The sequence below is a fragment of the Shinella sp. CPCC 101442 genome (genome assembly GCF_024704725.1).
GTDB lineage: Bacteria > Pseudomonadota > Alphaproteobacteria > Rhizobiales > Rhizobiaceae > Shinella.
In genome coordinates, this window is sequence record NZ_JALIQS010000002.1 from 282,938 (window position 1) to 300,025 (window position 17,088).

Annotated in this window: 16 protein-coding genes; 10 read left to right on the forward strand and 6 right to left on the reverse strand. The window is 62.0% G+C overall.

Annotated elements, in window-relative coordinates:
• Window positions 1-275 precede the first annotated feature (275 nt).
• A complete protein-coding gene (locus MUO32_RS06605; RefSeq protein ID WP_257947434.1) occupies window positions 276-818 on the forward strand; it encodes a hypothetical protein in 543 nt (180 codons plus the stop codon).
• A 92-nt stretch (window positions 819-910) separates the two neighbouring features.
• On the opposite strand, the gene ldtR is transcribed toward MUO32_RS06605, so the two are convergent.
• Window positions 911-1,423 (reverse strand): transcriptional regulator LdtR, encoded by a 513-nt coding sequence (gene ldtR / locus MUO32_RS06610; RefSeq protein WP_257947435.1) that lies wholly within the window; start codon window positions 1,421-1,423, stop codon window positions 911-913.
• Window positions 1,424-1,553: 130 nt separating this feature from the next.
• Window positions 1,554-2,024: a DUF6163 family protein gene (locus tag MUO32_RS06615; RefSeq protein ID WP_308311278.1), complete on the reverse strand. Its 471-nt coding sequence runs from the start codon at window positions 2,022-2,024 to the stop codon at window positions 1,554-1,556.
• Window positions 2,025-2,145: 121 nt separating this feature from the next.
• Here MUO32_RS06615 and hemB point away from each other — a divergent pair, with 121 nt between their 5' ends.
• From hemB to MUO32_RS06635, 4 genes are all read left to right on the forward strand, one after another.
• Window positions 2,146-3,162 (forward strand): porphobilinogen synthase, encoded by a 1,017-nt coding sequence (gene hemB, locus MUO32_RS06620; RefSeq protein WP_257947437.1) that lies wholly within the window; start codon window positions 2,146-2,148, stop codon window positions 3,160-3,162.
• A gap of 105 nt (window positions 3,163-3,267) precedes the next feature.
• A complete protein-coding gene (locus MUO32_RS06625; protein WP_257947438.1) occupies window positions 3,268-3,732 on the forward strand; it encodes an RDD family protein in 465 nt (154 codons plus the stop codon).
• Between the two features lie 100 nt (window positions 3,733-3,832).
• Window positions 3,833-4,597, forward strand: coding sequence for an arginyltransferase (locus MUO32_RS06630; RefSeq protein ID WP_257947439.1), 765 nt, complete (start codon window positions 3,833-3,835; stop codon window positions 4,595-4,597).
• Between the two features lie 18 nt (window positions 4,598-4,615).
• Window positions 4,616-5,533: a DMT family transporter gene (locus tag MUO32_RS06635; RefSeq protein ID WP_257947440.1), complete on the forward strand. Its 918-nt coding sequence runs from the start codon at window positions 4,616-4,618 to the stop codon at window positions 5,531-5,533.
• A 3-nt stretch (window positions 5,534-5,536) separates the two neighbouring features.
• Here MUO32_RS06635 and parC read toward each other — a convergent pair whose 3' ends face one another.
• On the reverse strand, window positions 5,537-7,789 hold the full coding sequence (gene parC / locus MUO32_RS06640; protein ID WP_257947441.1) for a DNA topoisomerase IV subunit A: 2,253 nt from the start codon (window positions 7,787-7,789) through the stop codon (window positions 5,537-5,539).
• Window positions 7,790-8,000: 211 nt separating this feature from the next.
• Here parC and MUO32_RS06645 point away from each other — a divergent pair, with 211 nt between their 5' ends.
• A complete protein-coding gene (locus MUO32_RS06645) occupies window positions 8,001-9,197 on the forward strand; it encodes a hypothetical protein (RefSeq protein ID WP_257947442.1) in 1,197 nt (398 codons plus the stop codon).
• Window positions 9,198-9,273: 76 nt separating this feature from the next.
• Here the strand turns inward: MUO32_RS06645 and creD are convergent, their stop codons facing one another.
• The 3 genes from creD to aspS all read right to left on the reverse strand — a co-directional run bounded on the left by creD (window position 9,274) and on the right by aspS (window position 13,093).
• The gene (gene creD / locus MUO32_RS06650) at window positions 9,274-10,707 is read right to left on the reverse strand and encodes a cell envelope integrity protein CreD (RefSeq protein WP_257947443.1); all 1,434 of its coding nucleotides are present in this window, start codon (window positions 10,705-10,707) and stop codon (window positions 9,274-9,276) included.
• A gap of 180 nt (window positions 10,708-10,887) precedes the next feature.
• Window positions 10,888-11,211 (reverse strand): DUF1236 domain-containing protein, encoded by a 324-nt coding sequence (locus MUO32_RS06655; RefSeq protein ID WP_257947444.1) that lies wholly within the window; start codon window positions 11,209-11,211, stop codon window positions 10,888-10,890.
• A 94-nt stretch (window positions 11,212-11,305) separates the two neighbouring features.
• Window positions 11,306-13,093 (reverse strand): aspartate--tRNA ligase, encoded by a 1,788-nt coding sequence (gene aspS, locus MUO32_RS06660; RefSeq protein ID WP_257947445.1) that lies wholly within the window; start codon window positions 13,091-13,093, stop codon window positions 11,306-11,308.
• A gap of 79 nt (window positions 13,094-13,172) precedes the next feature.
• On the opposite strand from aspS, the gene MUO32_RS06665 reads away from it, so the two are divergent.
• The 4 genes from MUO32_RS06665 to MUO32_RS06680 all read left to right on the forward strand — a co-directional run bounded on the left by MUO32_RS06665 (window position 13,173) and on the right by MUO32_RS06680 (window position 17,085).
• Window positions 13,173-13,412: a hypothetical protein gene (locus MUO32_RS06665; protein ID WP_257947446.1), complete on the forward strand. Its 240-nt coding sequence runs from the start codon at window positions 13,173-13,175 to the stop codon at window positions 13,410-13,412.
• A 12-nt stretch (window positions 13,413-13,424) separates the two neighbouring features.
• Window positions 13,425-14,186, forward strand: a complete 762-nt coding sequence (locus MUO32_RS06670) for a hypothetical protein (RefSeq protein ID WP_257947447.1) — start codon at window positions 13,425-13,427, stop codon at window positions 14,184-14,186.
• Between the two features lie 184 nt (window positions 14,187-14,370).
• Window positions 14,371-15,612 carry an MFS transporter gene (locus MUO32_RS06675; protein ID WP_257947448.1) on the forward strand — a complete coding sequence of 414 codons (1,242 nt, stop codon included), beginning with the start codon at window positions 14,371-14,373 and terminating at the stop codon, window positions 15,610-15,612.
• An 84-nt stretch (window positions 15,613-15,696) separates the two neighbouring features.
• The gene (locus MUO32_RS06680) at window positions 15,697-17,085 is read left to right on the forward strand and encodes a multicopper oxidase family protein (protein ID WP_257947449.1); all 1,389 of its coding nucleotides are present in this window, start codon (window positions 15,697-15,699) and stop codon (window positions 17,083-17,085) included.
• Window positions 17,086-17,088: the final 3 nt, after the last annotated feature.

Below are 17,088 nucleotides of genomic sequence, written 5' to 3' on the forward strand. Positions count from 1 at the left end.
GGCCCTGCCGCCCGCGCATACCTTAAGCCCAGCGTCCGGGTCTCATAGCAATATGGCCAATTCGTGTCTCGGGGCCTTGCCGCCGGATTGCCAGACCAGACGGCGCGGCAAAAATGCACGGCTTCGTCAACAAGCCAGCTTTCGCAAATACGTCCGACATCAGTCGGAAAAGCCCCTTCACCGTGTTATCACCGTGTCCGCCACGCACGCCTTGCTTTGCTATCGCGAAGGCAGCGTGTCATCGGCCGAAAACGGAATTGGGGTACGGGGGACATATGACGTCTGGCAGGATTTTGAAGGCGACGATACCGCTTGCAACGGCGCTGGCGCTGGCGGCAGCGCCAGCAAACGCGGCGCCTTGCCCATCGGACCGGGCAATTTACGCGCTTGAATTCGACAAGACCCGAATGGTCTACACGCAGGAGAACGCCGAAATCGGGAGCAACTGGAAGAAACGGGTCAAGTTCGCAGCTCATAGAGAGAACAAGCCCGTCTGGTCCGTTGAAGGCGAAATCTACTGCGATGACATCTTCGGGCTCTGCACCCTCCGCCTGGACACACCTGCCGACGCTAAAAAAAGCGCAAATGCCGAGACCGAAATCTGCTCGAAATTTACGGTTCCCGTCACCGAAATACACGAGGACCCGAACAGCGACGAGATCGTCTATATCGCCTTTGGCGGCCTTTCACAGTTTTCACTTGCCTGCCGGAAGGTCATCGACCTGCAGGTTCTCGACAAGCAGCGCTTTACCCAACTGGAAAACGAGCAAGGCATCTTCCTGCCACCCTATGTTCGTTTCTCATCCTGCGGACGGTGAGCCTCGAAAGAGGGTAGCGGCAAAAACGGCAAAGCCGGACGCGCAGGGAACGCGGCCGGCTTTTGTGGAGGAGGTCGAAATGTCGGATCGAATTACAGGCGGTAGAGGATCGAGTCGTTCCAGAAGCGATCGAGGCGCTGGAGCAGCTTGTTCATCTGGTTGAATTCGCCTTCGCCGATGCCGCCGACCTTCTGGATCGAGCCGATATGGCGCTCGTAGAGCTTGGCGACGGTTTCGGCGATCTCCTGTCCGCTTTCCGTCAGGCTGATGCGGACCGAGCGACGGTCGATGCGCGAGCGCTGGTGGTTGATGAAGCCGAGATCGACGAGCTTCTTGACGTTGTAGGACACGTTCGAACCGAGATAGTAACCGCGCGAGCGCAGTTCACCGGCGGTCAGTTCCGAGTTGCCGATGTTGAAGAGGAGCAGCGCCTGGACGGCGTTGACATCGGAGCGACCGGCGCGGTCGAACTCGTCCTTGATGACGTCGAGCAGGCGGCGGTGCAGACGCTCGACGAGGTGGAGGGATTCCAGATAGAGGTTGCGGATCGCATCTTCCTGCGTATCGACGACCGGGGCCTGCTGGGGCTTCATCTTCGTGTTCATGGTTTCTGCCTCACTGTTTTGTTTGGCGGTGTGGTTTGTTTTCCCGCCTTGAGTGAGAACCTAACGAATGCATCTAAAATTCTACTTAAACCGCAGGCTTAACAGCGCCTTACCGGAGGGCGACCCTGTCTCAGGGTGAATCAGTTCTTACCGTACGGGCCTGCCGGCGGCGCTGGATGAAGAGCGCAATGCGGAAAAGAACGAAGACGACGGCGATCGCCACATGCATGAAAACGAGCGTCCGGTCGATGCCGAAAACCGACGGATAGGCCTCGTGCATGACGATTTCCGTGGCGGCCGCGACGAGCCAGATGACCGGCCCCCAGGACACGAGAAGCCACAAGCCCACACCCGCCACGGGAAAGAGCACGGCAAGCGCGGTATAGGCCGCCTTCCAGGCCGGCGGCAGCAGATCGAAACGACCCTGCCCGTTAAAGGAGAAGCCCGTCAGCATCGCCCAGTACTGCAATGCAAACCACAGCGAGGCCACCGCCACCAGCCGCAGGAACAGCGTAAACAGCGTTTCGGTCAGGCTCGGCCTGGGGCCTTTGGCAGAATCAGCAACCATGCGGCGGACAGTAAGGGCAAGGCGAGGCCGCATAAAGCCCGCAAAGTCGATCATGCACGGCCATATGCCGCAGCCCCCCTCACCGCTCGCGATTTGATTGCCGGTTTCGGCGTGATATGAGGCGCAGATCGGATCGCGCGAGGAAAGTGACATCATGACCGGCAGCAGGCACATTGTCGACGACATCACCGGCGGCCGCCGCATGCGGCGCAACCGGAAAGCCGACTGGACACGCCGCCTCGTGCAGGAAAACCGCCTGACGGTGGACGATCTTATCTGGCCGGTCTTCGTCGTGCCCGGCAGCAATGTCGTCGATCCCGTCGCCGCCATGCCCGGTGTCAACCGCATGAGCATCGACAAGCTGGTGGAAGCCGCGAAGGAAGCCGCCGATCTCGGCATTCCAGCCATCGCCACCTTCCCCAATATAGAGATGAGCCTGCGCGACGAAACGGGTTCGCACTGTCTTGTCTCCAACAACCTCATCAATGAAGCGACCCGCGCCATCAAGGCGGCGGTACCCAACATCGGCGTCATCACCGATGTCGCGCTCGATCCTTTCACCAGCCACGGCCATGACGGCGTGCTGCGCGGCGACGTCATCGTCAATGACGAGACGGTAGATCTGGTGGCAAAGGCCGCCGTCCTCCAGGCGGATGCCGGCTCCGACATCATCGCCCCCTCGGAAATGATGGACGGGCGCATCGGCGCGATCCGCCATGCGCTTGACGCCGTCGGACACCAGAATGTCGGCATCATGTCCTATGCCACCAAATTCGCCTCCGCCTTCTACGGCCCCTATCGCGACGCCATCGGCACCGGCGGTCTTTTGAAGGGCGACAAGAAGACTTATTATATCGACCCCGCCAACGGCACCGAGGCGATCCGCGACGCCGCCCTCGACGTGGACGAAGGCGCCGACATGCTGATGGTCAAGCCGGGCCTGCCCTATCTCGATATCTGCTGGCGCATGAAGGAAGCCTTTGGCCTTCCGGTCTTCGCCTATCAGGTTTCCGGCGAATACAGCCAGATCAAGGCTGCGGCCCTGAACGGCTGGATCGACGGCGAGCGCGTGATGCTGGAAACCCTGCTGGCCTTCAAGCGTGCGGGGTGCGACGGAATCCTGACCTATTTCGCAATGGACGTCGCGCGGCACCTGGCGAAGAAGGGCTGAGCGGGAGACTGTCGCCTTGCGGCCATCACCTGTCTGCCGGTGCCCGTTGTTTTCCGGCAAACCATCCCCATATGTCATCGCATGTTCCATCAGGGAGACAGGCAGATGAGCGCTGATTTCAACGAAACGCGGGTTCCGACGACGGACTGGCAGGCCTATCGCGGCGTGCTGTCGCGGCGGATTTTTGCGTTTCTGATCGACTATGCGATCGTCGCCCTGCTCTGGGTTCCGGCAGCCGTCATCGTCTTCTTCCTCGGCGTCCTGACGCTCGGGCTCGGTTTCTTCCTCTATCCTGCCCTCTTCGCCATCGTCGCGATGCTCTATTTCGGCCTGACGATGGGCGGTCCTTCCCAGGCGAGCGCCGGCATGAATGTCATGGGTCTCGCTCTCGCCCGCGTCGATGGCCGGCCGGTCGATTTCCTCACGGCGATCGTGCATCTCGTGCTGTTCTGGATCGGTAATGCCGTGCTGACGCCGTTCATCGTGCTCGTCGGCCTCTTCACCGACCGCGGCCGCCTGCTGCACGATCTGCTGCTCGGCACGGTCATGGTGCGCCGCGACCGCTATTGATCAGGATATGCTGGCGAAATCCTCCAGTTGACCTTTTTTTGAACTAGGCCATGGTATTGGCATAGACATGTCACAAAGCGATGGAGTCGCCTCACGGCCGATGAATACGCAGGCTACACCTTCTCCGCAGTTTTACCTGACCGCGCCTGCGGCCTGTCCCTACCTGCCGCAGGAGATGGAGCGGAAGGTGTTTACCCATCTGGTGGGTGAACGGGCGCCGGAACTGAACGATCTGCTGACCCAGGGCGGTTTTCGCCGCTCGCAGAACATTGCCTATCGCCCCGCTTGCGAAAGCTGCCGCGCCTGCATTTCGGTGCGTATCCTCGTCAACGAGTTTACACCGCGCCGCTCGATGCGCCGTGTGCTGGCGACGAATGCCGATATCGTCGCGCACGAATATCCCGCCGAGCCATCGAGCGAGCAGTATTCCCTCTTCCGGCACTATCTCGACGCCCGCCACCAGAAAGGCGGCATGTCGGACATGTCCGTGCTCGACTACGCGATGATGGTGGAGGACACGCATGTCAACACCAGGGTCATCGAGTATCGCAAGCGCGAGGAAGGCTCGGGGCTGCAAGAGCGGCCGCAGGGCGAACTGCTCGCTGTGGCGCTGACCGATCGCATGGGCGACGGCCTCTCGATGGTCTACTCCTTCTACAATCCGGAGCTTGCCGAGCGGTCCTTCGGCACGTTCATGATCCTCGACCACGTCAGGCGCGCCAAGGCGCTCGGCCTGCCGCATGTCTATCTCGGCTATTGGGTCAAAGGGTCGCGCAAAATGGACTACAAAACAAAGTTTTTGCCGCAGGAACACCTGATGCCGCGCGGCTGGGAACGCTATGATGAGCAGGATACTGCCTCTTAGCATCGATTCGGTCCCATCGTGTCCCAGCCAAGCGATCCCGCCCTTCACCGCAAGGGTCTTTTCATCACCGCCATCGGCGGTCTTGCCCTCTCCTTCGATATCCCACTGATCCGCTCGGCCCATGGCGAAGTCTGGTCGGTGCTGGCAACGCGCAGCATCGCGACTTTCGTTGTGGCGATCCTTGTGTGGTCGGTCGTGCGCTTCGCGCTCGGCAAGCGCATGGCGCTGGTGCCCGGGCCGATGGGCCTGCTGATCGGCGTGCTTTACGGCATCAACTCGCTGACCTTCATGCTGGCGGTGTTCAACACGTCGACGGCAAACGTCGTCTTCATCCTCGCCTTCACCTCGATGTTCGCGGCGATCCTCTCGTGGATCTTCCTCGGCGAGCGCCCGTCGAACGCGACGCTGCTGACCATGGGGGCGATGGTCGCGGGGGTCATGCTGATCGTGCATGATGGATTGGAAAGCGGAAACTTCTTCGGTGACGCCATGGCGGCCTCATCGGCATTCCTGCTCGCGTCGGCGATTACGCTCAGCCGTCGCAGCGGCCTCGACCTGGGTTTCGTACCTTTGGTCACTGCGATCTTCCCCGGCATAGCCGCGCTGATCCTGCTGCCCGACACGGGCTTCCAGATCGCCGCTCCCGGCTTCATCCTGTTCAACGGGCTCATCATGATCCCGCTCGCCTTCTGGTGCTTGGCAACGGGTCCGCGCTATCTGTCGGCGCCGGAGGTCGGCATGTTCTATCTGCTAGAAACGGTACTCGCCCCGATCTGGGTGTGGATCGTCTTCGCCGAAACGCCCACCACCCAAACCCTCATCGGCGGCTCCATCCTCATCCTCGCCCTGCTGGCCCACTCGCTCTGGCAGATGCGGTCAAAAGCCCGCGCCGCCAGGCAAGGCGACGCGGCTGCGGAGTTTCCCTTCACGGGGTGAGGTTTACCCGCTGAACTTGCCGCTACGCGGGAAACCCTTCGGCACCGTGCGGCCTGCAGTCGCGCGGTCGGCGAGCCATTCCGCGAGTTCTTCCCTGGTGCGCACGAAGTTGCGGCCAGCACTGTCGTCCCAGGTGAGGCCGTCGGCGATGGCGAAGCAGCGGATGTCGGAAATGCCGCCGTCCTTGTAGCGCTGCAGGCGCACGCCCTTGCCGCGCGACATCTCCGGCAGCTGCGCCAGCGGGAAGACAAGCATCTTGCGATTCTCGCCGACAACGGCGACGTGGTCGCCGCGCACGGGCACGACGAGCTTGGCCTCGTCAGGCATGCCGACATTCATCACCTGCTTGCCCTTGCGGGTATTGGCCACCATCTCGGTTTCGGCGACGACAAAACCGTTGCCGGCCTGCGAGGCGACGATGACCTTGCGGTGGGCGTCGTGCACGAAGGCCGTCAGCACGTCCTGGTCGTTCTCCATGTCGACCATGATGCGCAGCGGCTCTCCATGGCCACGGCCACCCGGCAGCTTGTCGGCGCCGAGCGTATAGACCTTGCCGCCCGTCGTCACGATCAGCACCTTGTCCGTCGTCTGCGCCGGGAAGGCCACTTTCAGCGCGTCGCCCTCCTTGAACTGGAGGCCGGACGTATCCGCGATGTGGCCCTTCAGCGCGCGGATCCAGCCCTTTTCCGAGATGACCACCGTGACCGGCTCCTTCTCGATCATGGCCTGCTGGATCGCCTCGACATCGGCGTCCGGGGCGCTGGCGAACTGGGTGCGGCGGCGGCCAAGCTCCGTCGCCTTGGCGAATTTCTTGCGGACCTCACCGATTTCCCAGGCGACGGTCTGCCACTGCTTCTCGTCGGAAGCGAGCAGCGATTCGATCTCGGCCTTTTCCTTCGACAGAGTGTCGAACTCGGTGCGGATTTCGAATTCCTCGAGCTTGCGCAGCGAGCGCAGGCGCATGTTGAGGATCGCTTCGGCCTGCACGTCCGTCAGCGAGAAGGTTTCCATCAGGGAGACCTTCGGCTCGTCCTCCTCGCGGATGATGCGGATCACCTCGTCGAGATTGAGGAAGGCGACGAGATAGCCGCCGAGGATTTCAAGGCGGCGCTCGATGGCGGCGAGGCGATGGCGCGAGCGGCGCTGCAGGACGTCGCGGCGGTGAGCAAGCCATTCGACCAGCACATCCTTGAGGCCCATGACCTTCGGCACGCGCCCCATCGAGAGCACGTTCATGTTGAGCGGAATGCGGTTTTCCAACTCGGAGAGCTTGAAGAGCGATTCCATCAGGATCGTCGGGTCGACCGTGCGGCTCTTCGGCACCAGAACAATACGCACGTCTTCAGCCGACTCGTCGCGAATGTCTTCCAGAAGCGGCAGCTTTCTGGCGATCAACAGTTCGGCGATCTTCTCGATCAGGCGCGATTTCTGGACCTGATAGGGGATTTCCGTGATGACGATCTGATAACCGCCGCGCCCCAGATCTTCCGTCTGCCATTTCGAGCGCACGCGGAAACCACCGCGGCCCGTCTTGTAGGCCTCGATGATGCTTTCGCGGCTGTCGATGATGATGCCACCGGTCGGCAGGTCCGGGCCCTGCACGAATTCGACAAGCTTTTCGACATCCGCTTCCGGGTTGCGGATGAGATGCAGCGCGGCATCGCACAGTTCGTGCACATTGTGCGAGGGAATGGACGTCGCCATGCCGACCGCGATGCCCGACGACCCATTCGCCAGCAGGTTCGGGAAGGCGCCGGGCAGGACGATCGGCTCTTCGTCTTCTTCGTTATAGGTCGGGCGGAAATCGACGGCGTCCTGGTCGATGCCTTCAAGCAGCAGCGTCGCGACATCGGTCATGCGCGCTTCGGTGTATCGATAGGCGGCGGCATTGTCGCCGTCGATATTGCCGAAGTTCCCCTGCCCGTCGACGATCGGATAGCGCTGCGAGAAATCCTGCGCGAGACGCACCAGCGCATCGTAGACCGACTGGTCGCCATGCGGGTGGAATTTACCGATGACGTCGCCGACGATACGCGCGCATTTCTTGAAGGAGGAATTGGCCCGGATGCCCATCTCGCTCATCGCATGGATGATGCGACGGTGAACCGGCTTCAGGCCGTCGCGGACATCCGGCAGCGCGCGCTGGGTGATGGTCGACAGCGCATAGGCGAGGTAACGCTCTTCCAGCGCCGCCTTGAGGTCGACCGGCACGATATTGTCGTCTCCGCCATCCGGCGGCAATGTGTTTTGTCCCATGGCTCTTGACTAGCCCGCCAGCCGATTCGCGGCAAGGAATCCGGGCGATCCAGCTGTGGATAGCAGTTTGTAAAGCCTGTCGCGAATATGCGGCCGCAACCTTAGAATTCGGTAGAAAGTTGCGCCGTCCCGAATATAGTCGCCGCGCCGCCCGTCTATGTGCGGTAACGGCAAGGCAGCCGTCCAAAAATCCAGAAAGAGAGCCAAATCCATGATGCGCACCTCCCATTTCCGCACCCTCCTCGCCGGCGCCGCGCTCGCCTCCCTGGCAAGCCCCGCCTTCGCGCTCGACGGCGCGGACCTGCTGGCAAAGCTCAACGCCACCTATGCCACGTCCGGCGTCACGATCAGCTCTTCGAACATCGCCGTCGACGGCTCGACCGTAACCCTTGAAGGCACGGAACTGAAGACCGCTGGCGCAGAAGCACCGGTCAAGCTCGGCACCGTCACCATGGAAGGCGTCGAGGAAGACGGCGACGGCGGCTACACGGTCGAGACCGTCGGTTTCCAGGACGTCAACGTCACCGAAGCCGAATCGACCGTTACGGCCAAGGAGATCGCGATCAGCGGCGTTTCCATTCCCGGCACCGTGACGCCCGGCACGCTCGATTCGCTGGTGATGTACGAATCGGCCTCGACCGGCCCGATCAATGTGTCGGCCAAGGGCAAGGAAGTGTTTTCCATGTCCGGCATGGAAGCCAACATCACGCGCATGGATGGCGACACCGGCCTCGAATTCGACGCCACCCTGTCTGACCTCAAGGCTGACCTGACGGCCGTCGAGGACCCGAAGGCCAAGGATACGCTCGCCAAGCTCGGCATGACCTCGCTCGAGGGCAAGGTCGCCATGTCCGGCAGCTGGGAACTGGCAAGCGGCAAGCTCGCCGTCGACGAATATTCCTTCGACTTCAAGGATGTCGGCCGCCTCAACCTCGCGCTGGAGTTCTCCGGCTACACGCTCGACTTCCTGAAGGGCATCCAGGAAGCCATGAAGGCATCCGAATCCAACCCGAACAAGGAAGAGGCCAACGCGGCGCTGGGCATGTCCATGATGGGCCTCGTGCAGCAGCTGACCTTCAACAGCGCCTCGATCACCTTCGAGGACGCCTCGATCACCAAGAGGCTGCTCGACTTTGCCGGCAGCGAACAGGGCGTGACGGGTGACCAGATGGCACAGTCGCTGAAGGGCCTGATTCCGGTCATGATCGCGCAGCTCAACATGCCTGACCTGCAGAACCAGATCTCGGCCGCCGCCAACACCTTCCTCGACGACCCGAGGAGCCTGACGATCAGCGCCCAGCCGAAGGAGCCGGTGCCGTTCCCGATGATCATGGGCGCCGCCATGGGCGCACCGCAGACCATCCCGCAGGTCCTCGGCGTCACCGTCACGGCCAACGACGAGATGTAATCGGCCATTCGAGCCATCGCGGAACAAAGAAAGCCCGGAGCATCGCTCCGGGCTTTCTGCTTTTGACGAGATCGTCTCATCGGGCCGGAATGGCCTGCGACGCCGACCATTCCACGCGACGGGTCGCATACATGGTGGCGGCGATGGTGACGAAGGAGATCAGCGCGCCGGCGAGCAGCGCATATTCATCCTCACGTAGCACCAGATACATGACGCCATAGGCCGAGAGCAGCACGGCGCCGAGCGAGAGGCCGTTCTTTCTGCTGCCGGTGGCACTGCCGAGATAGGCCGCAATGAGCAGGGTCGTTGCCAGCGCCGCCACGACATAGGCGATGGTGAAGCCGGTGTGTTCGGCGAGCGCCAGCAGCAGCACGTAGAAGACGATGAGCGCCAGCCCCGTCAACACATACTGGATCCAGTGCACCATGCGTCCCCCCTTCAGCTCCACAACGAAGACGGCGAGGAAGACGAGCGAGATGAAGCCGATCGAGTATTTTAGCGTACGCGAGACCACTTGATAGAATTGCACGGGCTCCACGAGGTTGATGCTCATCATGCTGCCTGACAGCGGCAAGGTCGGGCCTGACGCGACGCGGTCGATACCGCGAGCGAGATAGGGGATCGTCCATTTGGCGGAAAAATCCGTGGCCGTGATGCTCTTCTCCTCCGGCAGGAAGAGGCCTTCGAAACCAGGATGCGGCCAATTGGCTTTGGCAGCAAAACTCGTCGTCTGGCCGGCCGGTGCGACAGCGAAGCTGCGTGAGCCGTTGAGTGACAACGCGATCTCGAAGGCAAAGCCGCTCTCGATCAGCGGACGTTCGATTGGCCGGTGAACACCGGCGCTCGATTGCGGCGTCGCATAGCCATCCGCACCCGCCACGCTCATCGCGGAAATCTGCCGCATGCCTGGATCGAAGGGCCGTACCGCGCCGTTGTCGATTTTCACGCCGGCATCGGAGCGAATGCCGGTGATGTCGTTGATGTTGAGCACGAGGATGGCGCGGTCGAGCTGCGGGGTGCCGGAAAACTGCGTCAGGTCCTGCAGGATGTTGCTGCCGAAACGGCCCTTCAGGGTCAGCGCACCGTTATAGACCGGCAAGGTGTAGATCGAGAGTTTTCGTTCTTCGGCCTTGAGATCCGCCGTCACATCCAGCGTTTCGGGCATGACGAGCGCCCATTCCATCACGCGCTCGACCACCGTGCGGCCATCCACCTCGCGGCTGCGCTGCACCTCGAAGGGGACGGCGAGATAGGGCCCGTTGATCGACTGATCGCCGCCCCAGCCGTTGGCGATGCGCCGCGAGACATCCGCCGCGCGCTGCGCCCGCTCTTCCGTCAGGCCCCAGACGAGCAGCAGCGGCACCAGCAGCGCCACGGAGATGACGCCGATCATGATGAATTTGACGCCGGGCGAGCGCAGGAACGTGGCGAGGTTGCCGCGCAGCTCGGGATAGGGAGAGGATCGGGATGGTGTCGTGGGGACGGGATCGTCCGATGTATCTACGGTCATTGAAAGTCCCTCCAGTCTTTGAAACGCCATTTTAAGGTGAGTTCACGCTAGGGGAAGATTTCGACCGATTGTGCGCGGAATTGGGATCGACCGGCGGCGAATTCACGGCATTGTGACGCCTTTCGGCCAAGGGCCTGAAAAACCCGGCTGAAACGCCGGGTTCTTCGGTCTTCGGCCGCTCTACTCGACGACCTGCACGATGGTGCGGGTCTGCGGGTTGATGATCACCCGCTGGTCGTTGACGACCGTATAGGCATAGTCGCCATAGCCGTCGACGGCATGGATTTCGACCGTATCCGGCACGACGGCACCGATCAGGACATCGCCTTCATAGGCGACCGACGGCACCTGCTGTTCCAGCACATAGGTGCGGACTTCGCCCGGCACCACGACGGTGGACTGGGTGGTGACCGGATCCTGGATGATGACGGTGTCCTGAGCGTAGACCGAGCCGGTCAGCGCGATGAGGGCCACGGCTGCGGCCGGAATGAGTGTCTTGCGCATTGTCGTTCTCCTCTGTTCGACGCGGGAAGAACGGGCCTGCCGGCCTAGGGTTCCGAAGGCGAGAGCCGTGGCACGGCCCTCGCCTCCCGAAGTCTTAGTCCTTCTTGGACGGAACGACGCGCAGCGCCAGCTCCCGAAGCTGCGTCGGCGTTGCCGGCGAGGGAGCGTTCATCAGGAGGTCCTGCGCCTGCTGGTTCATCGGGAACAGCGAGATTTCGCGCAGGTTCTTCGCACCGACGAGCAGCATGACGACACGGTCGACACCGAAGGCGCAGCCGCCGTGCGGGGGCGCGCCGTACTGGAACGCACGGTAGAGGCCGCCAAAACGCTCTTCCACGTCGGCCTGGCTGAGACCGACCTTCTCGAAGGCCTTGACCATCAGTTCCGGCGACTGGTTACGGATCGAGCCGGAGGCGATTTCGAAGCCGTTGCAGACCGCGTCGTACTGGTAGGCCTTCAGCTCCAGCGGATCCTTGCTGTCGAAGGCTTCCAGACCGCCCTGCGGCATGGAGAACGGGTTGTGAGCGAAATCGATCTTCTTCTCTTCCTCGTTATATTCGTAGAACGGGAAGTCGACGATCCAGCACATTTCGAAGCGATCGCGATCAACGAGGTTCAGCTCCTCGCCGGCGCGGGTGCGGGCTTCGCCTGCGAACTTGTAGAACTTGGCCGGGTCGCCGGCGACGAAGAAGCAGGCGTCACCGTCTTCAAGGCCGAGCTGGACGCGCACAGCTTCCGTGCGCTCTTCGCCAATGTTCTTGGCAAGCGGGCCGGCGCCTTCGAGCTTGTCGCCTTCCTTGCGCCAGAAGATGTAGCCGAGGCCCGGCTGGCCGGTCGACTGCGCCCAGGCATTCATGCGGTCGCAGAACGCGCGGCTGCCGCCGGTCTTGGCCGGGATCGCCCAGACCTGAACCTTCGGGTTCGACGCGATCATGTTCGCGAAGACCTTGAAGCCGGAGCCGGCAAAATGGTCGGTCACGGCCTGCATGACGATCGGGTTGCGCAGGTCCGGCTTGTCGGAGCCGTATTTGCGGATCGCTTCGTCATAAGGAATGCGCGGCCACTGCTTGGTGACCGGCTTGCCTTCGGCGAATTGCTCGAAGACATCAGTCATCATCGGTTCCATTGTCTCCCAGACGTCTTCCTGGGTGACGAAGCTCATCTCGACGTCGAGCTGGTAGAATTCGCCCGGCAGACGGTCGGCGCGCGGGTCTTCGTCGCGGAAGCACGGCGCGATCTGGAAGTAGCGGTCGAAACCGGCGACCATCAGAAGCTGCTTGTACTGCTGCGGGGCCTGCGGCAGCGCGAAGAACTGACCTTCGTGAATGCGCGACGGCACGAGGAAGTCGCGCGCGCCTTCCGGAGAGGAGGCCGTCAGGATCGGCGTCGTGTATTCGGCAAAACCGGCCTCGCCCATGCCCTTGCGCATGGAGGAGATGATCTGCGTGCGACGAACGATGTTCTTGTGCAGCGTCTCGCGGCGCAGGTCGATGAAGCGGTACTTCAGGCGCACGTCTTCCGGATAGTCCGGCTCGCCGAACACCGGCAGCGGCAGTTCCTTGGCGGCGGAGAGCACTTCGATCTCCTGCGCATAAAGTTCGATCTCGCCGGTCGGCATGCCCTTGTTGACGGTGTCTTCGGTACGCGCCTTGACGAGGCCGTCGATGCGGATCACCCACTCGCCACGCACGGTCTCGGCCTTCTTGAAGGCCGGGCTGTCCGGATCGGCGACGACCTGGGTGATGCCGTAATGGTCGCGCAAGTCGATGAAGAGCACGCCGCCATGGTCGCGGACGCGGTGGACCCAGCCCGAAAGGCGAACGGTCTGGCCGACATCGGCCTTGCGGAGGGCGGCGCAGGTGTGGCTGCGGTAACGGTGCATCGTGGTATCCTGAAATACGAGAGGGACCGCGCGGGAAGAATCCGGCGCGCTTACCCAGGAAAATCGGGCGGAAAAGCGCATGGCGAGGCCCGTTTGTCAAGGCTTGGAGGCCTTTCGGGCCGGTAACGGCGGAAGCCTTCCGACAATCCGTGACAATTCCTTTGAGGAAAATGGCTGGCCCGATTTGCTGCACGCCTCTCGGATTACACCAACATCTCAATCTCCAAAATTAGAGAAACAAGAATTAAATCAAAAAAACAATGAATCAAAACACGAAACTCATTGTTTACAAAATTCTGATTGCTTCCCCATCACATGATGGAGGCGGGATATGAACTTCGAAATAAACGGCCCTTACTCGGCAGATGAACTCTTTCGTCTTCGTGAAGACACCAAGCAAGACCAACCTTCATTCGCGAACCTACATGCGGATTTGAAGGACGCCTGGAAAGGCAGCCCCGAAGCGCTGCGCGGCCCGGGCATCTATGGCGTTTTCTGCAAGGGCACGCTGGCCTATGTCGGCGTCTATACCGGAAACAAGCGCCAGACCTTTGTCGGCTCGGCCATAGACCGATGGTTCAAGCACCTCACATACTTCTCGCTCCGCTCTCCGAAAATCAGTTTCTCTCCGCGAAACATGCAGCGCGTTCTTAAGGAATTGCCGGACGGGGAACCGAAAAGAGTTTTTGCGGAGTTGGTCGGAGCCGATTGGGAATCCGTGGGCCTGAAGAAAATCCAGGTGCCGTTCCTCACCGGCGGGACGAGCTGCACCTACAACAAGGCAAAGTTCGCCACGCAGAACTGGGACGTGTTCGCGCCCGGCAGAGAAGCCGCCATGATGTCCGAGGTCAGCTTCGTTTATGCCCGCTTCCTCCCGCAAACCGCTCCTTTGCTCAAAACGCTCGCCGGAACCCCGGAGGGCTACAATTGGGTAAAGAAACATTGGCTCAGGTCGCGCGAACACCACCTCATCAAGACCCTGCGCCCCATCTGCAATTCCGAAACCAAAAAAGAACACCGTGACGACGTCAGCGTGAGCGAGTTCATCACGGAGCTGCACACCGAAATGGCAAAGCCACTGGCAGCCGCTTAAAAGGTAGCAGGCTTCGACGTTCCGCTTCGGACATTGCCGCCGAACCATTTCGGCGGCGGTTCCCTACAGGGAAGGCCACGGCTATCTCTGGTCCCCATTGCATCATCCCAAAAGCGCATGAAATCTGAGCAGTATCCGTGGCTCCTCCCCTCCCATTCGCCAAAACCTCCGCCATAGTGCCCGCATGTCCACGATTCGCCCCCTGATTCCCCTTCTCGTCACCGCCGGCATTCTCATCGGAGGCAATGGCCTTCAGGGGACGTTCATTGCGCTGCGCGCCTCGCAGGAGGGATTTTCGACGTCGGTCATCGGCTTCGTCGGCGCGGGCTACAGCATCGGCTTTGCCATCGGCTGCATCTATGTAACGCGCGTGCTGCGGGCGATCGGGCATATCAGGACGTTTTCGGCCATGGCCGCCATCGCTTCGGCTTCGGCCATCGCCATGGTGCTGGTGATCGATCCGCTGTTCTGGTTCGTCATGCGCATCATCGCGGGCATCTGTTTCGCGAGCCTTTTTGCGACCGTCGAAAGCTGGCTGAACGCCTCCGTCACCAATGCCAACCGGGCGCGCACGCTTTCGGTTTACCGCGTCGTCGATCTCGGCTCCGTCACGGCAGCGCAATACCTCATTCCCGGCATCGGCATCGGCGGCTTCGAGCTTTTCGCCATCGTCGCCATGGCGCTGTCGCTGTCGCTCGTACCCATTTCGCTTGCCGACCGCTCCAGCCCGACCGTGCCGGAGGCGATCCGGTTCGATGTGAAGAAGCTTTGGAACATCTCGCCGCTCGCCACCGTCGGCTGCATCGTCGTCGGCCTCACCAATGCGGCCTTCCGCAATCTCGGGCCGATCTATGCCCATGATATCGGGCTTTCGGTGACGGCCATCGCGAGCTTCATGAGTGCCGGCATCGTCGGCGGCGTGGTGCTGCAATACCCGCTCGGCATCTATTCCGACCGGCTCGACCGGCGCCTAATCATTCTCCTCGCAACACTCGGTTCGGCTTGCGCCGCACTCTATCTCGCCTTCTTCGCGGGGGGCGACGAGTGGCGTAACCTCGTCGGCATCTTCATCTTCGGCGCCTTCGCGATGCCGCTCTATTCGCTGTGTTCGGCGCATGCCAACGACCATGCGGGCGAAGGCGAACATGCGCTGGTTTCGGCCGGCATGCTGTTCTTCTGGTCCTGTGGCGCCATTATCGGCCCGCTCTTCGCTTCAGTGCTGCTGCAGTTTTTCGGGCCGCAGGCGCTCTTCCTTTATACCGCCGTCATCCTCGTCGCCTTCATGTTCTACACGGCGCTGCGCATGACCGCGCGACCGGCGGTGCCCACAGGCGAACGGCGCAGCCGCTTCCGTAATCTCCTGCGCACATCCTTCTTCTTCAACAAGCTCGCCGCCTCCGAGAAAGATCGCAACGGTCACTCCTGAGCCTGCGGCAATCTGGTCGAGCGCCACTTATTGCTGAGCCCTGCCCTCAGGTTTAGAAGCGGGTGACGCACCGGAGGGACTGCCATGCTGACACGCCGCACGCTGATGAAGGGCGCACTCGTCGCCGGAGCCTATGCGGGTGGCGTCAGCCTTGCGGAACGCTTCGGCGGTTTTTCGGCGAAGGCCGAGGCGAAGACGACGCTCGTGGCGCGCCATTCCGAGGCCCTCATCACCGACAAGGGCCCGACGAAGGGCATCATGACCTATGGCGAGAGCGAAATCCCCCCGGTACTGCGCATGCAGCGCGGAAAGCCTTTTGCGCTGCGGCTCAACAACAGGCTCGACGAACCGACGACAATCCATTGGCATGGCCTGCGCATCGACAACAGAATGGACGGCGTGCCCTTCCTGACGCAGCCCTATGTCTATGGCGGCGACGGGTTCGACTATGCTTTCACGCCGCCCGATGCGGGCACCTTCTGGTATCATCCCCATTGCAACACCCTGGAGCAGATCGGCCGTGGCCTCACCGGCCTCATCGTCGTGGAGGATCCGGCCGACCCCGTCTTCGACGCCGAAATCGTGCTGAACCTGCGGGACTGGCGGCTTGGTGGCGACGGGCAGTTCATCGCCCAGTTCAAGCCGCGTGACGCGGCCCGCGCCGGCACCTTCGGCACCGTGCGCACCGCCAACTGGCGGCAATCGCCACAATATGATGCGCCCGCCGGCGGCCTCGTGCGCCTTCGTCTCGCCGCCACCGACGTCACGCGTATCCTCGCGCTTAACGTAGAGGGTGCGGAGGCCCAGGTGATCGCCTTCGACGGCAACCCGGCCGCCGAACGGTTTGCGCTCGATCACCTGTTGATCGGCCCTGGCCAGCGGCTGGACCTCGTGCTGCGGATGCCGGATGCGGAGGGCGCGGTCGCCGCCCTCATGGACCTGCGCGGCACCAAGCCCGCAACACTCGCAACCTTCCGCGCCGTCGGTACTACGCTGAAGCGCGATATCCGGGACCTGCCGGCGCTTGCCGACAATCCGCTTTCGAAGCCCGACCTGTCCGCGGCCACCGAGCTGCCCTTCATCCTCAGCGCCTCGGCCGAAGAACGCCCCAAGGACGGTATCTGCGGGTCGCTCGGCTATAATTTCTGGGCCATCAACAAGGTGCCGTGGGCCGACGACACCGGAGACCCGACCGCGCCGCTTGCCGAGATGAAGGCGGGCAGAACCTATATCTTCAATGTCGAGAACCCGACGCCGCAGGTGCATCCGCTGCACCTGCACGGCCTCGCCTTCCGGCCGATGAACTCGAACAAGCAGGCGATCCGCCCGCATTTTTCGGACACCTACCTCATCCTGCCCGACGAGAAAGTGCAATTGGCACTCGTCGCCGACAATCCAGGCGACTGGGTGTTCCATTGCCACATCATCGAGCACCAGAAGACCGGCATGACGAGCTATGTGCGCGTGACCTGACCC

Bases quoted from the DNA above. Each gene is read 5' to 3' on its own strand.
- hemB (WP_257947437.1), top strand. From the start codon at position 2,146: ATGACCGGCAGCAGGCACATTGTCGACGACATCACCGGCGGCCGCCGC.
- MUO32_RS06665 (WP_257947446.1), top strand. From the start codon at position 13,173: ATGGCGAGGCCCGTTTGTCAAGGCTTGGAGGCCTTTCGGGCCGGTAAC.
- aspS (WP_257947445.1), bottom strand. From the start codon at position 13,093: ATGCACCGTTACCGCAGCCACACCTGCGCCGCCCTCCGCAAGGCCGAT.
- MUO32_RS06655 (WP_257947444.1), bottom strand. From the start codon at position 11,211: ATGCGCAAGACACTCATTCCGGCCGCAGCCGTGGCCCTCATCGCGCTG.
- MUO32_RS06670 (WP_257947447.1), top strand. From the start codon at position 13,425: ATGAACTTCGAAATAAACGGCCCTTACTCGGCAGATGAACTCTTTCGT.
- MUO32_RS06630 (WP_257947439.1), top strand. From the start codon at position 3,833: ATGAATACGCAGGCTACACCTTCTCCGCAGTTTTACCTGACCGCGCCT.
- creD (WP_257947443.1), bottom strand. From the start codon at position 10,707: ATGACCGTAGATACATCGGACGATCCCGTCCCCACGACACCATCCCGA.
- MUO32_RS06615 (WP_308311278.1), bottom strand. From the start codon at position 2,024: ATGCGGCCTCGCCTTGCCCTTACTGTCCGCCGCATGGTTGCTGATTCT.
- parC (WP_257947441.1), bottom strand. From the start codon at position 7,789: ATGGGACAAAACACATTGCCGCCGGATGGCGGAGACGACAATATCGTG.
- MUO32_RS06605 (WP_257947434.1), top strand. From the start codon at position 276: ATGACGTCTGGCAGGATTTTGAAGGCGACGATACCGCTTGCAACGGCG.
- MUO32_RS06625 (WP_257947438.1), top strand. From the start codon at position 3,268: ATGAGCGCTGATTTCAACGAAACGCGGGTTCCGACGACGGACTGGCAG.
- MUO32_RS06680 (WP_257947449.1), top strand. From the start codon at position 15,697: ATGCTGACACGCCGCACGCTGATGAAGGGCGCACTCGTCGCCGGAGCC.
- MUO32_RS06645 (WP_257947442.1), top strand. From the start codon at position 8,001: ATGATGCGCACCTCCCATTTCCGCACCCTCCTCGCCGGCGCCGCGCTC.
- MUO32_RS06675 (WP_257947448.1), top strand. From the start codon at position 14,371: ATGTCCACGATTCGCCCCCTGATTCCCCTTCTCGTCACCGCCGGCATT.
- ldtR (WP_257947435.1), bottom strand. From the start codon at position 1,423: ATGAACACGAAGATGAAGCCCCAGCAGGCCCCGGTCGTCGATACGCAG.